The following is a 17,957-nucleotide window of genomic DNA, read 5'->3' as shown; positions in this document are numbered from 1 at the left end:
ATCACGGTTTAGACGATAGATTGCGATTGAAGCAGTAGAAGCGATCGCTTCCTTAATTCTCCCCTAGTTCTCCCCGATCGCACTTTAATCTTAAAAGTCTAGAAGTCTTAAGGTTCTGGGTGCTGTCAGCAAGAAGGAGAACAATGCAACTAAAACACAGCCACATCTTTCGCCAAGAAGCCCTAGATCGCTTATCTTCACCAGAACAACTGGATCAAGCGATAAATGTGGTCAAACCTCAAGCTTGGTTGACTTTATCTACCATGAGTTTTGTAGTTGCTGTGGCTGGTGTTTGGAGTGTGTTTGGTAGAATTCCTCTCACCGTTACAGGTCAAGGTATCTTGATTAAACCGCACCATGTTGTGGAATTTCAAGCACCTAGTTCTGGCCCATTACTAACTCTCAAGGTCAAGGCGGGGGATATTATTAAACAAGGTGATGTACTGGGTATTATCGACCAATCAGCGCTAAAGCAGCAATTACAGCAAGAGCAAGTAAAGTTGCAACAACTGCAAACCCAAAATCAAGAGACTGACAGGTTACAAAAGCTGCTGATTGACCAACAAATCATTACTCTTGGACAGCAGAGAATGGATTTGGAAAATAATCTGCGCCGAGAGCAAGATGCACCAAAGTTACGCGATCAAACATTGAGAGCGATCGCTCAAAAACGCCAAAGCATTAATTCTCGCAAACAACAAATTAATTACTTACTCAAAACTCTTAAAAAACGGGTTGATAACCGTCGTCACCTTTTTGAGCAGCATGTAATCAGCCAAGATATGTTGGTGCAAGCTGAACAAGAATATTTTAATACTCAAAGTGAATTATCAGATATTGACGTACAACTCAAGGATTTGGAAATCCAAGAAACTACCACGCAACGCGAATATCTGGAAAATCTTAATAGAATTGACGAAATTAAAACCAAAATTAAAGATATTAATACTCAAAATACTAAACTACGCGAACAAGACTTAAAGCAATCAATTGATAAAACAAATCAAATTCGGGAAGTAAAGCGGCGAATTGCCCAATTAGAACTGCAACTATCTCAAGAAAGTAGAATTATTAGCAAATATAATGGCCACATTCTCGAACTGAGCGCTGTCCCTGGACAAATGATGAATCCGGGTAGTCGCTTGGGGTCAATTGAGGCTGAACAGCCAAATTCAAAACTTATGAGTCTTGTTTACTTTGCTAATAAAGATGGTAAGCAAATCAAGCCGGGGATGGCTGTACAAGTGACTCCCAGCTTTGCTAAACGCGAGCGCGAAGGTGGCATTATCGGAACCGTTGCAGATATTTCTTCATTTCCAGTGACTACACAAGATATTACAGCGATCGTTGGTAACAAAGAAATTGCCGCCAGTCTTGCAGGTAAAGGTGAAGGCAAGGTGCAAGCTTTTGTCCAACTCCAAGAAAACCCTACATCAGTAAGTGGCTACAAATGGTCATCTTCTGATGGCCCAGCCTTAAAAATATCTTCTGGCACAACTACATCAGTTCAAGTAAAAGTTGGAGAAAAAGCACCGATTTCTTATATTATTCCTATGCTGCGCTCTTGGACTGGGATTTATTAATTTACGCCGTGTGCAACTTTCTTTCAGACCTAACCCCCAACCCCTTCCCTACAAGGGAAGGGGAGCAAGAATCAAAGCCTCTCTCCCTGTGGGGGAGAGGTTTGGAGAGGGGTTCTAAGGATAAGTTGGACATCACGTTAATTTGGGTATTGAGGTTAAAACTTGAAAGTTCACCCTCAAAAGCTCAACTTCCACCTTCAGAAGCTCAACTTCCACCTTCAGAAGCTCAACGTTCACCCTCAGAGGCTCAACGTTCACCTTCAGAGGCTCAACGTTCACCTTCAGAGGCTCAACTTCCACCTTCAGAAGCTCAACTTCCACCTTCAGAAGCTCAACTTCCAAGTTCTAATACTAATGCCCAATTCCCAATCCCCAATTCCCAAACTTAAACCAAATCGTGTCCGCACTTCTACACTTTTGCAAATGGAAGCGGTCGAATGTGGTGCGGCGGCTTTGGGAATAATTCTGAGCTATTACGGACGGATTGTGCCACTGGCTAAACTGCGTGAAGAATGCGGTGTTTCGCGGGATGGCAGTAAAGCTTTTAATATTCTCAAAGCTGCCAAAAACTATGGACTCAATGCTAAAGGTTTAAAACTGTCTCTGGAAAAGGTGACAGCTACCCGTCTCCCCTACATTGCCTTTTGGAATTTTAACCATTTTCTCGTAGTAGAAGGATATAGCAAGAAACGCGTCTACCTCAACGATCCTGCCAATGGTCGGAGAACAGTAAGTTGGGAAGAGTTCGATCGCGCATACACGGGTGTTGTGCTGACAATGGAACCAGGAGCGGACTTTCAGAAGGGAGGCAAAAAAAATCACATTGTCTCAGCCTTAAGTAGCCGCTTACAAAACTCACGAGTTACTATCTTATTTTGCTTGCTAGCTGGATTATTGCTAACACTGCCTCGGTTAGCTGTGCCAGCCTTTTCTCAGGTATTTATCGATGAGATTTTAATCCAAGACCGACAAGATTGGTTACGACCTTTGCTGTTAGGAATGGTGTTAACTACTTTATTACGGGCATTCCTTGCCAGACTGCGGCTTACCTACCTGCGGCGATTAATGGTTAAGTTGTCAGTCAGCACATCAGGACACTTTCTCTGGCATATCCTGCGATTGCCTGTTGGGTTTTACGATCAACGCTTTGCTGGGGAAATCAGTAGCCGTGTACAACTAAATGACCGGGTGGCAGAAGTACTTTCAGGGTCTTTGGCAACTACTGTAATTGACGCGGTGATGATGGTCTTTTACCTGCTGATTATGATTCAGTATGACCAATTACTGAGTGCGATCGCAGTTGGTTTTGCTTTAATCAACATTCTCGCCCTCTTATTTTTATCGCAAACTCGTGTAGATACAAATATGCGCCTAGCTCAGGAATATGGCAAGGTGGGTGGAGTAACGATTAGCGGCATCCAAACCATAGAAACCATCAAAGCTTCAGGGCTGGAGTCAGATTTATTTGCTCGGTTTGCGGGTTATTACGCTAAAGCTTTGAACGCCCAACAACAATTAGGCTTACAAACTCAAATTCTCACCACATTACCCACAATTCTGACTGCCCTAACTACAGCTTCTATTTTGCTGGTTGGTGGTTTACAAGTAATGAATGGCAATCTCAGTATTGGAATGCTCGTTGCCTACCAAAGTTTAACACTGAGCTTCTTAGAACCAGTTAATAGCCTCGTTAACTTCGGCAGTACACTCCAAACTTTAGAAGCTGATTTAAACCGCCTTGATGATGTATTGCAAAACCCCGTTGATTTGGAAGTCGAGTCAGGCAAGGGAGCAGCACTTCGGCTACGCTCAGTGACCGAGGAGCAAAGGAGCAGAGGGGAACTTATTGCAAGTCTTCCCCATGCCCAATGCCCAATGCCCAATGCCCCATGCCCAATGTGGCAATTACAGGGTAATGTTGAGTTACGGAATGTCACTTTTGGGTACAGTCGTGTAGAACCTCCGTTGATTGAGAATTTGAGCTTGACTGTCAAGCCAGGGCAAAGAATAGCGCTTGTGGGGGGAAGTGGTTCTGGTAAATCCACAGTTGCTAAATTAATTTGTGGTCTTTATCAACCTTGGGAAGGAGAAATCTGCTTTGATGGTGTGGAGCGATCGCAAATTAAACGCTCTGTCCTTGCTAACTGTTTGGCAATGGTTGAACAGGATATCTTTTTATTTGCGGGGACTGTGCGAGAAAACATCACTCTTTGGGATTCAACTATACCAGAAGCCGATTTGGTGCAGGCTTGCCAAGATGCAGCGATTCATGATGCGATCGCATCTATGCCTGGGAAATATGACTTTGAGTTGATTGAAGGCGGTATGAATATTAGTGGTGGCCAACGCCAGCGTTTAGAAATTGCCCGCGCTTTGGTGAGAAATCCCACAATCTTAGTACTGGATGAAGCAACCAGTGCCCTAGATGCAGAAACCGAGTTGATTATTAACCGCAACTTGCAACAGCGTGGTTGTTCGTGTATTGTAGTAGCCCACCGCCTCAGCACAATTCGCGATTGCCATGAAATTATTGTGCTAGAGCAAGGTAAAATCGTGCAGCGTGGCACTCATGAGGAATTATGGCAGCAAGGTGGAACTTATGTTCGCCTACTTCACGCAGCAGAAGCATAATGGACTTCTTGGCATTGTAGGGAAAAGGGGAAGGTGGGGCCCCCTCTGGGGATAAGGGGCGGGGGTAAAGGGTAAAGGTATGGAATTTTCTCTTACCCTTTAACCTTTAACCTTTGCCCAACATCAAGGCAAAAGTTACTTTTGCAAGATGTCTAATAATCAGGTATTCAATCCACCATTGTTGAGTTGCTAATGATTGCCGAGGCAGTTAAACCTTGACTCATCGTCAAAATCAGCTTTACTCTCGATCAATTTTTTCGATATCATCAGGTGTACCAGTGGCAGAAATTTTTGATGTGCCAGATTTACCTGCACCTGAGTTGCCACCAGAAGCGCCAGCACCGCCTGAGTGTTTAGCATCGGTGTTGCCTTGTTCTTCTTGAAGCTGTTCAAGGCGGTTTTTTTCTTGAGCTTTATCTTTTTGGTCAGCCATATCTTATTTACATTTTTCGCTATGCGATCGCCTTTAACTCTATCATTTTCCTTATTCAAGCGACATCAAAGGCAAATCTTCTTCAGCAATTATAAATTTACGTGAGTCTCCCACGGAGGCACACGTTAAATTACTCAATTTTTCCATCCAAGACGATTATCAGATTTTTCTTGCCCTGCTTTCCCTGCTGATTGAGCAATTAATTATTTTTTATTTGGAAGTCCCTTAGAGGATGTCTGAGAAGTATGCAATATTTCGCTTGATCCCCCCTAACCCCCCTTTTTAAGGGGGGGAACTGGAATCAAAGTCCCCCAATTTATCGGGGGATTTAGGGGGATCTACAAGTCTCGAATACAACACCAAAAAGTTTTCAGACATCCTCTTAGGCTGATGTCCTCTAAAGTAATATCATCATCACAAAAAATCTGTGTTACATTCAGCCGGGATACAATAGTTTTTCTTATATCTTTTTCCAATCGTCGAACTCACATCGATTTACCTTAAGTGAATCCTCTTTCCAAACCATACTCCTTTCAGGCAAACGAACCATTACTGTTGAACGATCCAGAAACATTCTGGATAGTGCAGTCTGGAACATTAGCAGTGTTTGCAACTAGAGTTAAAAACAGTTTACCAAAGGAGCATCGCCGCTATCTGTTTCATGTCAACGCTGGTGAAGTCTTGTTACCGGAAGTAATCGCACAAAGCCAATGGAATTTTGTAGCGATCGCAATTGAACCCACCCAATTATGCCAGATGTCAATGGTTGATTTGGTTAAGGGAATCGCGGCGGCTGACTCTCAAGCCATAGAACTTTTAGATGGTTGGGTAAATCATTTAGGACAATCTCTTAGCGCCCAGCAGACAGTTTTGACTACGCCATTAAACCTTGTGCAGACATTAGATCGAGATTTTTTATTATCGCCCGGTGAAACGCTACAGTGGAGGCAAACAACACTTCTATGGGTAAAGTTGCAGCAAGGCAAAACTCACTGGATGGGAGTTGAGGAATTAACGTTGAATTCTACCTCACCAGCGTTTCCACTCACGAGTGATATGTGGCTGGAGGCAGAAAATGCGGTTATCGGAAAAGTGTTGCCAACGGCAGATTTAGAAAATTCCGAGGAAGTTTTGGCAGGTTTAGCCAGTTTGCATACTTGTTTCTTTCACTACTTCAGTTTGCTGGCAAACAAAGAAACAGAAGCAGAATTTCGGCAGTTTCAGGAACGCGAACAATTTAATCAGCAAGTAATAGAGGGGGCACTCTCTGATTTAGCAACAGTATTGCAGCCACAGCAGGAGGCGGTTTTTTCTCAGGAAGGGCCGCCCTTATTAGTAGCATTTGGGGCAGTCGGGCGATCGCTGGGGATAGAGATTCGTCCACCAGCAGAGGATTTGAATTCTATTAAAGACCCTGTAGCCGCGATCGCACAAGCATCGCAAATTCGGATTCGGCGTATAACTTTAGCAGATGGCTGGTGGCGTCAAGACCAAGGGGCGATGTTAGCTTATACTCAGTTGGAACGCCCAGTGGCGTTGTTACCTACAGATAATCGAGATTATGTCATCTTTGACCCCGTAGCCCGGACTCGGATACCTGTAAATGAATCAATAGCAAAAACACTGTCACCATTAGCATACGTTCTGTATCGACCATTACCTCAAATTGCGCTCACCGCCATTGATTTACTGCGGTTTGGGGTCAAGGGTTATGAAAAAGACATTGCCAGTATTTTAGTGGTAGGGCTACTGGGCACAATATTGGGCATGGTTGCACCGCAAGCAACAGCAATTTTAATCAATCATGCCATTCCCGATAGCGATCGCGCTCTACTGTGGCAGATCGGATTGGTCATGTTTGCAGTCGCCTTTGCACAGTTAGCTTTTCAAATTGCCCAAAGCATTATTACCCTACGAGTTGAAAGCGCCACTGATAGCATATTGCAGCCAGCCATTTGGGATCGCCTGCTGAGATTAAGTCCTAGCTTTTTTCGTCAGTATACTTCTGGAGATTTGGTTAACCGCGTCATGGCGGTGAGGGAAATTCATCAAAAACTTAGCGGTGCTACCCAAAGAACGTTGTTGAGTGGAGTTTTTGCTTTATTCAACTTGGTGCTGATGTTTATTTACAGTTGGCAATTAGCATTTGTGGGCGTGGGTTTAGCAATATTTGCCACTGTGGTTACGACTGTTGCAAGTTTCCTCTTGGTGAAGAAATCGAAAAAAGAGCAAGAACTCAATGGTGCAATTCAGGGACTCACGGTACAACTAATCAACGGTGTTGCCAAACTGCGAGTGACAATGGGAGAAGAACGCGCATTTGCAGCTTGGGCAAAAAAGTACAGCCAGCAGATCCGACTGAAGGCGAGTTGGCAAGAGATTAAAGATAGTATTTCTGTATTTAACGAAGCACTTCCTTTGGTAAGTTCTATACTGCTGTTTGGGTTTGCCATGTTGTTAATGCAAACACGCTTAACACTGGGTACATTCGTTGCTTTTAACTATGCTTTAACTATTTTTATCAAAGGAGTAATTGACCTGAGCAATACTGTATCAGAAATTTGGAGTATTGTACCAATCTGGGAACGAGCAAAACCGATTTGGCGATCGCAGCCTGAATATGACTCAACCAAGGTTAATCCCGGTCAATTAAGCGGTCGCATTGCCCTAAATTGTGTCAGCTTTCGCTACTCGGAGAATGGCAGCTTAATCCTCAATGATGTCAGCCTCCATGCCGAACCAGGGGAATTTGTTGCGATCGTTGGGTCTTCTGGAAGTGGAAAATCAACGATATTGCGGTTGTTATTGGGGTTTGAAACTCCATTGACAGGTAGCATCTATTATGATGGCAAAGACTTAGCAGAGATGGAACTCCAAGCTGTGCGAAGACAGTTAGGAGTGGTACTGCAAAATGGTAAAATCGGTACAGGATCGGTTTTTGATAATATCACCGCCGGAGCTTTAGTTTCCCTAGAAGAAGCTTGGTCAGCCGCACAAATGGCAGGTTTTGCTGATGATATCAAGCAAATGCCAATGGGTATGCATACGATCGTCGCTGAGGGTGGTAGTAATCTTTCCGGTGGACAACGGCAAAGATTATTGATTGCGCGATCGCTTGTTTCCAAGCCCAAAATTATTTTAATGGATGAGGCGACCAGTGCTTTAGACAACCGCACTCAGGCAATTGTGACTGAAAGTTTAGCTAAGTTAAATGCTACCAGAGTAGTGATTGCCCATCGCCTCAGCACGATTCGTAATGCCGATCGCATCTATGTGATTGACGCTGGTCATGTCGTACAGGTAGGTAATTTTTCAGAATTGATTGCCCAATCAGGGTTGTTTGCCAAACTGGTAGCTCAACAGTTAGAAGGGGTATAGGACTTTATCTTCTTTCGTTTTCAAAATGAGAATTGCTGGTGAGAAATCCGGGCTATTAATTCAAGACCTCACTATGCAATTCTTCGAGGTACGTTCTTGAAAATACAAAAAATTGTGAACCTCAGAAAAATGACTACAGCACATCTTTGTCTGACATTTAATCTAAAAATCTTATATATAAAAAATAATATAAATAATAAAAAACTTTTTCTTTTAAAGAATATTAAAACCTAGTATTTTTTTCTTTTAAAGAATATTAAAACATAGTATTTATTAGGACTTACGCACTCTACAAAATAACTATGATGTGTACCAACAAAAATCCGTTGTTTTAGGCTATCGGCTACTAGCTTTAGATCAGTAGCGATCGCTGGCTAATGGTGAAAAAATCAAACTTGAATGGCTGAAAATCCATATTCACATTTAATTGTTTCTGTCAATATGTAAGTTTTGTAATAGTAAAATTACATCATATAAATAACTTATTTACCCAGTAGAATAGTGTGTATAAATTAAGCAAAATAACACCAGTTTTTCTAGTAAAAATACTTATTTTAGAAATAGTTAGCTACAAATTACATTGAGTATTACGTCAACTTACAGAAAAAGCTTATGAAAGTTAACCCTGTATAAATACTTAGCAGTACTCAAAATTAATAAAAATTTTCTGAACATATTTCTTAATAAAATAAGGGTTGTATTCAGTGAAACTATTGATATTCTCTAAGAAGTCAAAGATTGATGGAATGAAAAATTCATTCCAGGTAATTGACGTTAATTCAACTTAGTTAAGAGGACAACAACAATGGCAAATTCACTTTTTACTGAACTCTCAGCTTGTGAAGCAACCAGTCTTGTAGGCGGCCGCTCTGCATTTGCTTTTGGTACTTTCTTCACCCGGGCTGTAAGTAACCAAGGTTTTACTGAAACCAATGGTGGCGTTAGCAACGTTGCTACCGTGGACGGCGATAATTCAGAATCTGTCTCTGAGGGAGGTAGTTCCGCGTTTGCTGGAGAAGATTAGTTCTGCCTCGGATACATTAGGTGACTTCTTAATATTAGAAGTTAACTGTCATTACTAGAATTGAGCTCAAACTAGTTAGTTAAATAGAGAATTCCTTGAAAGCTAGCTCAGGTAAAAATGAAAGCTTTCAACGATTTCTTTCTTAAAGGGGTTGCCACAAATTAGCCAACCCCTGTTTTTTATCTGAAAAAATCTGTTCAAAATGGTTAGTTAAATATAGAATTTGCTGAAGGCTAGCTCAGTTAAAAGTTAAAAAGTCTTCAGCTATTTTTCTCTCTAAACAGAATTAACACTATTTAGATAGACCATGTTTTTAAGCTCAAAATAAATCTGTCAAAATAGCACCATCGCTCCAGTTTTGTCATTGATATTACTTCCGACCACTGACTAAGGTTGCTTGAAGCAACAAGTGATTTTGAAAGGAAAACAAACAGTTTTAGTTCAAATGAAATATCAGGTTGTGCGACAGCATAGTGAAGAAGATTGCGGAGCTGCTTGTCTGGCTGCCATTGCCAAACATTATGACCGTACTTTTACCATCAACCGCATCCGGGAAGCGGTAGGCACTGGGCAACTAGGAACAACATTGCTGGGTCTGCAACAGGGAGCAGAGGCACTAGGTTTCAATGCTCGCACAGTCAGAGCATCAACTGAAATAGTAGACCGGATTAAGGAAGCGCCACTGCCAGCGATCATTCACTGGAAAGGCAACCACTGGGTTGTTTTGTACGGGCAGCGGGGCAGGAAATATGTAATTGCTGATCCAGCCACGGACATCCGTTATCTCTCCAGAAAGGAGTTGATGGAGGGCTGGAAAAATTGGGTGATGCTTCTACTGGAGCCAGACTCGATCCGCTTTTATACTCAAAGCGACGAGCAAGTTAGCGGTTTTGGGGGATTTCTCAAGCGCGTATGGCCTTATCGAGCTATAATCTTTCAGGCTATGCTCGGCGCCCAAGTTATTGGTCTACTATCTTTAGCTTACCCTTTCCTGATCCAAATCCTGACAGATGAAGTGCTAGTTCGAGGTGATACAAGGCTGCTCAACGCTGTAGCAGTCACTGTTGTGATGATGAACCTTATCAGCAGTAGTCTCAGACTCGTTAACTCTAACCTGATTGCCAATTTTGCCCAAAAAATTGAGTTAGGGCTAGTTCTGGAATTTGGACGACAAATCCTGCGATTGCCGCTAACATACTATGAAGCCCGTCGCAGTGGCGAAGTCGTGAGCCGACTGCGAGATATTCAACAGATTAATCAGTTAGTCTCACAATTGGTCGTGAGTTTACCTGCTCAGTTTTTTACTGGGGCGGTTTCTTTTGGTTTCATGCTGTTCTACAGTGGGAAACTGACGCTAGTTGCCATCGCGATCGCCGCTGTGATGACAGTATCCACGGTTGTTTTCCAGCCGACACTTCAGCAAAAAGTTCGTAGTGTATTGGTCTTGGCAGCAGAAAACCAAGGCGTTCTCGTTGAAAGCTTTAAAGGTGCATTAACACTAAAAACTACGACCGCCGCTCCCCAATTCTGGCAAGAATTCCAGAGTCGATTCGGTCGCCTAGCGAACCAAACATTCCGCACGATTCAAATTGGCATTATCAACAACACCTTCTCTGGATTAGTTTCTGGTATTGGCAGCGTTGCCTTACTCTGGTTTGGCAGCATATTGGTTATTAGCAAGGAATTGAGTATCGGTCAACTGCTTGCCTTTAACGCTATGAACGCTAATTTTCTAGCCTTCATTGGTACTTTAATCGGACTTGTGGATAGATTTACACGGACTCAAACTGCTATCCAGCGTTTAATAGAAGTTATTGACTCCACACCGGAAAATCAAGGCGATACCCAAAAGCCCTTGGCTACACTTCCTGGCAATGCTGACATCACTTGCACAAATCTAAACTTTCACTACCCTGGCAGAACTGAGTTATTAGAAAATTTCTCTATTACACTCCCTGGGGGTAAAGTGATTGCCCTGATTGGTAAATCAGGCTGTGGTAAAAGTACCCTTGCCAAAGTGATTGCGAGTTTGTATCCAATACAGTCTGGCAATATTCGTATTGGACTATATAACCTGCAAGATTTATCCTTAGATAGCCTCCGGCGACAAATCGTTCTTGTTCCCCAAGAACCCCACTTTTGGAGTCGCTCAATTATTGAAAACTTTCGCTTAGGTTCTCCGCACGTCACCTTTGAGCAAATTGTCAATGCTTGCCAAATTGCCGAGGCTGACGACTTTATCAGTAAACTCCCCGACAAATATCAAACCGTCTTAGGTGAATTTGGCTCAAATATTTCTGGCGGGCAACGCCAACGACTGGCGATCGCCAGAGCGATAGTTACTGATCCGCCAATCCTAATTTTGGATGAATCAACGGCTGGACTCGATCCAGTGAGTGAGGCGCAAGTACTAGGTAGGCTCCTATCTCATCGGCAGGACAAAACCACTATTCTGATTAGCCACCGCCCCAGAGTGATTAATCGTGCTGATTGGATTGTGTTAATGGATCGAGGTAGGTTGCAACTCCAAGGCTCTCCAGAGGATCTACGCTCTAAGGGTGGAGATCACTTAGACTTCTTGACCCCTTGAAAACAGCTTGCTCCTAAAAGCGCCAAACGCAGCACTTGGATAGCCGAACTCCCGTTCAAAGACAAAAATAATGGAAATCTGTTTATTTGTCTTGGGATCGGATGGCTCATATAAATTTAGCAATCGGTAATTCAAAGCATGGAATTCGTTAATCCATGATTCCAGGGTTCGGAAATACCAAGGAGTAGGGTAGAATGGTCGATCTGCATTTGGTTGCCATGAAGTTTCGCGCCACCCATTAGAGTATGGAGAGTCACCGCAAGCAATTATCGGATGAAGTGTTTGAATGATTATTTTGCCTTTGTACTCTAACAGGGCATGACCTGCCTTAGCGATCTCATCAAGAGCGCATTCGCCTAGAATTGAAAAGTTGCAAATCAAGCAAGAGAAATAGTCAATGGTGCTAAATTTTTGTGATGCAAGATCCGAGTACGAACAGACAACAAAGCGAGAATCACCACTATCTTTTGCTGTCTGAATGAGATCGGCGCAAAAATCAACACCCCAGCCATCGATTCCTAAAGAAAAAAGCTGTCGAGACAACCATCCCTCACCGCATCCAATATCTAAGAATGTTCTGGGATTAAGTTGGGTTATCGCTTTAACTATAGCGGCATCTGTGGCGATCGCACGGCTTTCAATTTGTTTATTACGAACTGCTTGTGTCCATAATTTAGCATTCATCTGCCATGAGTCAAGGATTCGTTTTTCATTTTCTTCCATAAACACCGCTCAAATAGCACCAACAATCTTCTTCTTTAAAACATAAGCGATAATGCAGCCAGATGCAGGATTTTTCGAGTTTAATAGACGATTGTATCATTAGTAATTGCAACGCTATGTTAATTAATGAATTAAGAAATATTAACTTGATTATCTTTCCTGACTGGTCTAATTTAGAAACTGCGATTGCAGAAGACTTGACGAATGTTCTCAAAACTCTTTTCACACATCCAGCTAGACAAGATATAACACTGCTAATTTACAGCCAAAGTTTAGCGGATGAACTACAGGATAATGCTAACTCATTACTTTTTGAGACAGTTTTGAAACTTAGTTTAAAAGAAGCTGTCTCGGAAGACCTAAATGTAGGGCTTACGGGTCAGTTAACCACCCAAGAATGGTCTATTATTAAATCATTAATTAACTTTCGCATCCCAATTAATCACGAAGATTGCTACATTATCCAGCAACCAGAAATTGCACAAATTCCTAAATGTGATTTGTCAGAAATTGAACAGCCAACTATTTATGAAGCGGCTCGGCTAGAATCTTGGCACAGATGGGGTGACTATTTCGCAGATAGTGAATCATCTGAAAACGCTATCTCATATTACAGCAAGTATTTATCTAGTTGTCCGCACCAGGTTAACTATTATCTAAAGTTAAGTGATGTTTTGTATAAAACTGGTCAGATGCCAGCGGCGATCGCAACATTGCAAAATGGTATTAGCAATTGCCCTCAAGCAGAAGAACTCTATTACTGGCTGATTATTCGTCTAAAGCAAAGCCAGAACTATCTGGAAGCTCGTAACTTCGCTCAACAGGTTACAGAGAAGTTTTCTGAAAACTACATATTCAAAATGTTGAGCTATCTGATGCTGCCAGAAACTTATCATACTCCTCAAGAGATTGATACCTATCGAGCGTGGTTTCAGGATGGGCTAAAAAAATTGATTCAAGAAATAACAATTAATAGTCCAGATGAACAGAAAAGAGCTTTTATCGGGATCAGCCATCATACAAACTTTTTTCTTGCATATCAGGCAAAAAATGACCTGGAATTACAGCAGCAATATGGACAGCTAGTTCACAAAATTATGGCGGCAAATTATCCGCAATGGAGTCAGGTGCGTCCGATTTCTTCTATTAGTAACAATCGAAGAATTAAAATTGGCTATCTTTCCTATTTTTTATGTAGCTGGAGTGGAACAGTTTTGTTCTTAAACTGGCTTAAATATGCAGATAATCAAAATTTTGAAATTTATTCATATCACATCGGGCATCAAATTGATGCTGCTACTCAATTATTTCAGTCTCATAGTACGAAGTTTTATCATTTGCCGAATAATTTAGAACAGATTTGTCAACAAGTTATTGACGATCGCCTTGATGTGTTAATTTTTCCAGAATTAGGAATGGATGCCACCACATTATGCATTGCTGGACTGCGTTTAGCGCCGATTCAATGTATGGCTTGGGGGCAACCTGTCACTTCTGGATTACCCACCATTGACTATTTTTTATCTAGCGAACTGATGGAGCCTGTGAATGGTCAATATTACTATACCGAAAGCCTTGTACGTTTGCCTGGTGTTGGGATTTCCTATCCTACGATCAAAGTTGACTCAGTTAGCCGCAACCGATTATTTTTTGGATTACGAGAAGATGCGATCGTCTACATTTCTAGTCAAGCTGCTTATAAATATTTACCGCAGTACGATTACGTTTATGCAGAAATTGCCCGTCAAGTTCCCAATGCTCAATTTATGTTCCTTCGCTCTGGGATTTCTCAAGAACGTCTGAAACGGGCATTTGCGGCTGTCGGGTTAGATAGTCTTGACTATTGTGTATTCTCTCCTGTCCTGCCGCGTGATGATTATTTTGACTTGCTTTCTTTGGCAGACATTTATTTAGATACCTTTGACTGGGCGGGTGGTAACACAACACTGGATGCGATCGCCTGTCATTTACCAATTGTCACTTGTCCTGGTGAGTTTATGCGGGGGCGTCATTCCTATGGTTTTTTGCAAGCGATCGCTGTAACACAAACAATTGCAGATGATATCTCGCAATATATTCAGATTGCAGTGCGATTAGCCAAAGATATTGATTGGCGATACTCAGTTCGTGAAGCCCTAAAACTCTCAAGCAACGTTCTGTTTGACAATCCCACTGCTACCCAAAATTTAGAAGCATTCATCAAACAGGCGATCGCTGCAAGAAGTTAAAGAAAGTATAGGACTCATATTTGATTTCTGAAAAAACTCAGTACACCTTTATTCCTATCTTCCCAGTCCCCAGTCCCCAGTCCCCGATCCTTACGAGTAATCAGAAATCAAATAGGATTGCTATATATTTTGACTTTAATTGAAAAATAAGTAAGTATTAACAGTGATATTCAAAGGCTATGAAAGTCGAAAATGAAACGTCCAAATCGCCTTGCTTGGATGGGAGCGATCGCTTGTGCAATTTGAGTGATGTTATGTGTGCTTAAATAGCCATAATATCCCCGTTAAACCCGCGTGCAAAGAAGGTTTAGGTAGCTTTTTATTATCGTTGTAGTTGCCATGTTCAGCATGAAAACTACAACGAGTTTAACCTTTTGTATTACCGAGAATGATAATTTCCTCTGCCCTTAGCAATGTGTCAGGGATCGCGAGGATTTTACTTAGTTCGCTTTCGTTAGGCAATGACAGTAATATTTGCACTAGTAAGCGCTACCTGATTCGAGAACTGGGCTATCTGAACTTGTGCAGCACTACCAACCCCATCTTTATCAAAGAATAGGTTCCCCGTAGTTCGATCGTAGATAAAGCGATCGCCTGCAATTGTCGCACTAGTCCCAAGTCGGAATAAGCTCGAATCCAGTACCGTATCCTGAGATTGGCTCAGTCCAAATTCTGTCTTAGAAACGAAGATAGTATCATCTCCAACAGTAAAATCAGTAATAGTGTCATAGCCTCCAGTGCGAGTATCAGCCAGGTTGAAGCTATCTCGACCAATTCCACCAGTCAATATATCTCGACCAACTCCACCAGCGAGTACATCGTCACCTGCACCACCAAGCAAGGTGTCATTGCCTGAGTTACCAAAAAGGCGATCGTTGCCATCAACTCCATTCAAGATGTTAGCGCCAGTATTTCCCGTCAGGATGTTATTAAGGTTGTTACCAGTACCATTGATTGCTGAAGTTCCACTCAGGGTCAAGTTTTCTAGGTTATTTCCCAACACCCAACTCACCGAAGACTTAACTAAATCTGTGCCTGCATTTAAACCTTCAGTAACAGTATCGCTAAGGTTGTCTACAGTATAAATGTCATTGCCAACTCCACCGTCGAGACTATCAATTCCCGCACCTCCGTCTAAGCTATCGTCACCCGCACCACCCAACAAGGTGTCATTGCCAGAACCACCAATTAGGCTATCGTTGCCATCAACTCCATTCAAGATATTAGCGGCACTATTTCCTGTGAGAATGTTATTAAGGTTGTTACCAGTACCATTGATTGCTGAAGTTCCACTCAGAATCAAGTTCTCTAGGTTATTTCCCAACACCCAACTCACCGAAGACTTAACTAAATCTGTGCCTGCATCTAAGCCTTCAGTAACAGTATCGCTGAGGCTGTCTATGATGTAAATATCATTGCCGACTCCACCATCTAAGCTGTCATTGCCAACTCCACCATCCAAGGTGTCATTGCCAACTCCACCCAACAAGGTATCATTGCCGTCACTACCAATCAGGCTATCATTGCCATCAACTCCATTCAAAGTGTTAGCGGCAGTATTCCCAATTAAGATGTTATTAAGGCTGTTACCAGTACCATTGATTGCCAAGCTTCCAGTTAGGGTCAAATTTTCCAGGTTATCTACCAACACCCAACTCACCGAAGACTTAACTAAATCTGTGCCTGCATTTAAAGCTTCAGTAATCGCATCGTTGAGGTTGTCTACGATGTAAGTGTCATTGCCGATTCCACCATTGAGACTATCTGCTCCCAAACCTGCATCTAAGGTGTCATTGCCTGCACCACCCAACAAGGTATCATTGCCGTCATCACCAATCAGGCTATCATTGCCATCAACTCCATTCAAAGTGTTAGCGGTAGTATTTCCAATTAAGATGTTATTAAGGCTGTTACCAGTACCATTGATTGCTGTGCTTCCAGTTAGGGTTAAGTTTTCCAGATTAGCTCCCAACACCCAACTCACAGAAGACTTGACTAAATCTGTGCCTGCACTGGCAGATTCAATAATAGTGTCGCCGATGCTGTCCACAGTATAAGTGTCATTGCCTTTACCACCAATGAGACTGTCATCTCCTGTACCACCATCTAAGAAATCATTTCCATCGCCGCCATCGAGGGTGTCGTTATCACCTAGTCCGTTGAGCGTGTCATTGCCCAGTAATCCTGAGATAATATCCTTGTTCACCGTACCAGTCAAGTTGTCTGCAACTGAAGTACCAGTAATTTCATTAGGAAGTTGACTAATGGTATTAGCCACTGTTAATGCAAAAATATCGCTGACAGTTGCTGTTCCATCACTGGCTATAACTTTGATGTTGAGGCTACCAACGTTGTTATTTGTGGGAGTACCACTAAAGGTAGTGCCGTTGAAAGTTAACCAAACAGGAAGTGGATTACCATTTTCCAAAGTGGCGGTGTAAACGAGATTATCTCCCGCATCCACATCACTGAAGGTATTTGCTGGCACCACAAAGCTAAAGGCAATGTCTTCTGTAGCTGTTTGATCTGCGATCGCATTACTCACAACTGGAGCATCATTGGTATTAGCGATCGCTAGACCAAATACACTACTGGCGCTAGCTCCATCCTTATCAGTTGCGGTAACTTTGAGGCTGAGGCTGCCCACATTTTGATTTAATGGCGTGCCGCTAAAAGTGCGCGTGGTTGGATTAAAGCTTAACCAAGCCGGCAATGGATTGCCGTTACTGAGGCTAGCAGTATAGGTCAGGGTGTCGCCTGCATCGACATCGCTGAAGGTGGTTGTTGGTACGGTAAAGTTGAAGATGGCGTCTTCTGTTGCTGTTTGGTCAGCAATAGTACCTAATGCTTTTGGGGCATCGTTAATATTGTTGACTCCGATCGCGATCGCTTTTTCGTAGAATAAACCACCCTCATCTGTGGTACGTACACGGATGTTGTAGCTATTCTTGGTTTCGTAGTCCGGCGAACTATTAATCTGTAACTCGTTACCCACAATTGTGAAGGCACTGTTATCGGTGCCGCCTGTACCCGAAACTAGGGTGTAGGTGTGGGTATTGTTTGCATCGGCATCAACAGTGCTAAAGTTGCCAATTACTGTGTTGGCAGGAACATTTTCGTTAACACTAGTGGCACTCACACTTAGGTCAGTGGGGGTACTGTTCAGGTCAAGCTGAAAAAGTTCTTGCCCGGTGTTACCGTTGTCAGCAACAAAATAGAGTTTGCCATTAACGTAAGTTAGGTCTTTGGGATTAGAGCCAGGTAAGCCGGGGTAGATATCCTTGACGCGAACAGTACCAGCCTCAGTGCCATCACTCTTCCACAGTTCAGTGCCTCCACTGCTGTCGGTGGCAACGAAGTACAATGT

General features: G+C 42.6%; 10 protein-coding genes. 7 read left to right on the top strand and 3 right to left on the bottom strand.

The features are described from left to right. Positions 1-143: 143 nt before the first annotated feature. The 3 genes from RMZ95_RS31380 (at position 144) to RMZ95_RS31370 (ending at position 4,214) form a co-directional block, all read left to right on the top strand. On the top strand, positions 144-1,583 hold the full coding sequence (locus tag RMZ95_RS31380) for an NHLP bacteriocin system secretion protein (protein ID WP_322684657.1): 1,440 nt from the start codon (positions 144-146) through the stop codon (positions 1,581-1,583). A 125-nt stretch (positions 1,584-1,708) separates the two neighbouring features. Beyond that, positions 1,709-1,972 (top strand): hypothetical protein, encoded by a 264-nt coding sequence (locus RMZ95_RS31375; RefSeq protein ID WP_409884258.1) that lies wholly within the window; start codon positions 1,709-1,711, stop codon positions 1,970-1,972. Then, on the top strand, positions 1,938-4,214 hold the full coding sequence (locus RMZ95_RS31370; protein ID WP_322684659.1) for an NHLP family bacteriocin export ABC transporter peptidase/permease/ATPase subunit: 2,277 nt from the start codon (positions 1,938-1,940) through the stop codon (positions 4,212-4,214). The genes RMZ95_RS31375 and RMZ95_RS31370 overlap by 35 nt, the downstream gene beginning before the upstream one ends. A 238-nt stretch (positions 4,215-4,452) precedes the next feature. Here RMZ95_RS31370 and RMZ95_RS31365 read toward each other — a convergent pair whose 3' ends face one another. Next, positions 4,453-4,647, bottom strand: a complete 195-nt coding sequence (locus tag RMZ95_RS31365; protein WP_322671424.1) for a hypothetical protein — start codon at positions 4,645-4,647, stop codon at positions 4,453-4,455. Positions 4,648-5,151: 504 nt separating this feature from the next. Here RMZ95_RS31365 and RMZ95_RS31360 point away from each other — a divergent pair. The 3 genes from RMZ95_RS31360 (at position 5,152) to RMZ95_RS31350 (ending at position 11,639) form a co-directional block, all read left to right on the top strand. Then, complete coding sequence (locus RMZ95_RS31360) at positions 5,152-8,025, top strand: NHLP bacteriocin export ABC transporter permease/ATPase subunit (protein WP_322684660.1); 2,874 nt, start codon at positions 5,152-5,154, stop codon at positions 8,023-8,025. 805 nt (positions 8,026-8,830) lie between these two features. After that, the gene (locus tag RMZ95_RS31355; RefSeq protein WP_322684661.1) at positions 8,831-9,049 is read left to right on the top strand and encodes a hypothetical protein; all 219 of its coding nucleotides are present in this window, start codon (positions 8,831-8,833) and stop codon (positions 9,047-9,049) included. Positions 9,050-9,494: 445 nt separating this feature from the next. Continuing rightward, positions 9,495-11,639 carry a peptidase domain-containing ABC transporter gene (locus tag RMZ95_RS31350; RefSeq protein ID WP_322684666.1) on the top strand — a complete coding sequence of 715 codons (2,145 nt, stop codon included), beginning with the start codon at positions 9,495-9,497 and terminating at the stop codon, positions 11,637-11,639. On the opposite strand, the gene RMZ95_RS31345 is transcribed toward RMZ95_RS31350, so the two are convergent. Next, positions 11,619-12,362 (bottom strand): class I SAM-dependent methyltransferase, encoded by a 744-nt coding sequence (locus RMZ95_RS31345; RefSeq protein WP_322684662.1) that lies wholly within the window; start codon positions 12,360-12,362, stop codon positions 11,619-11,621. The genes RMZ95_RS31350 and RMZ95_RS31345 overlap by 21 nt on opposite strands. A 116-nt stretch (positions 12,363-12,478) precedes the next feature. On the opposite strand from RMZ95_RS31345, the gene RMZ95_RS31340 reads away from it, so the two are divergent. After that, the gene (locus tag RMZ95_RS31340; protein WP_322684663.1) at positions 12,479-14,590 is read left to right on the top strand and encodes a glycosyl transferase family 1; all 2,112 of its coding nucleotides are present in this window, start codon (positions 12,479-12,481) and stop codon (positions 14,588-14,590) included. Positions 14,591-15,044: 454 nt separating this feature from the next. On the opposite strand, the gene RMZ95_RS31335 is transcribed toward RMZ95_RS31340, so the two are convergent. Then, positions 15,045-17,957: putative Ig domain-containing protein (locus RMZ95_RS31335; protein ID WP_409884252.1), on the bottom strand; the 2,913-nt coding region annotated here is incomplete at its 5' end.

Source organism: Nostoc sp. DedQUE07, from assembly GCF_034530975.2.
In the GTDB taxonomy this organism is placed as follows: Bacteria; Cyanobacteriota; Cyanobacteriia; order Cyanobacteriales; family Nostocaceae; genus Nostoc.
The sequence above is the reverse complement of the archived record's forward strand: the minus strand, read 5'-3'. Positions and strand labels throughout refer to the sequence as shown.

Excerpts from the sequence above, each read along its gene's own strand:
- RMZ95_RS31380 (WP_322684657.1), top strand. The coding sequence starts at position 144 with ATGCAACTAAAACACAGCCACATCTTTCGCCAAGAAGCCCTAGATCGC.
- RMZ95_RS31370 (WP_322684659.1), top strand. The coding sequence starts at position 1,938 with ATGCCCAATTCCCAATCCCCAATTCCCAAACTTAAACCAAATCGTGTC.
- RMZ95_RS31365 (WP_322671424.1), bottom strand. The coding sequence starts at position 4,647 with ATGGCTGACCAAAAAGATAAAGCTCAAGAAAAAAACCGCCTTGAACAG.
- RMZ95_RS31355 (WP_322684661.1), top strand. The coding sequence starts at position 8,831 with ATGGCAAATTCACTTTTTACTGAACTCTCAGCTTGTGAAGCAACCAGT.
- RMZ95_RS31350 (WP_322684666.1), top strand. The coding sequence starts at position 9,495 with ATGAAATATCAGGTTGTGCGACAGCATAGTGAAGAAGATTGCGGAGCT.
- RMZ95_RS31345 (WP_322684662.1), bottom strand. The coding sequence starts at position 12,362 with ATGGAAGAAAATGAAAAACGAATCCTTGACTCATGGCAGATGAATGCT.
- RMZ95_RS31340 (WP_322684663.1), top strand. The coding sequence starts at position 12,479 with ATGTTAATTAATGAATTAAGAAATATTAACTTGATTATCTTTCCTGAC.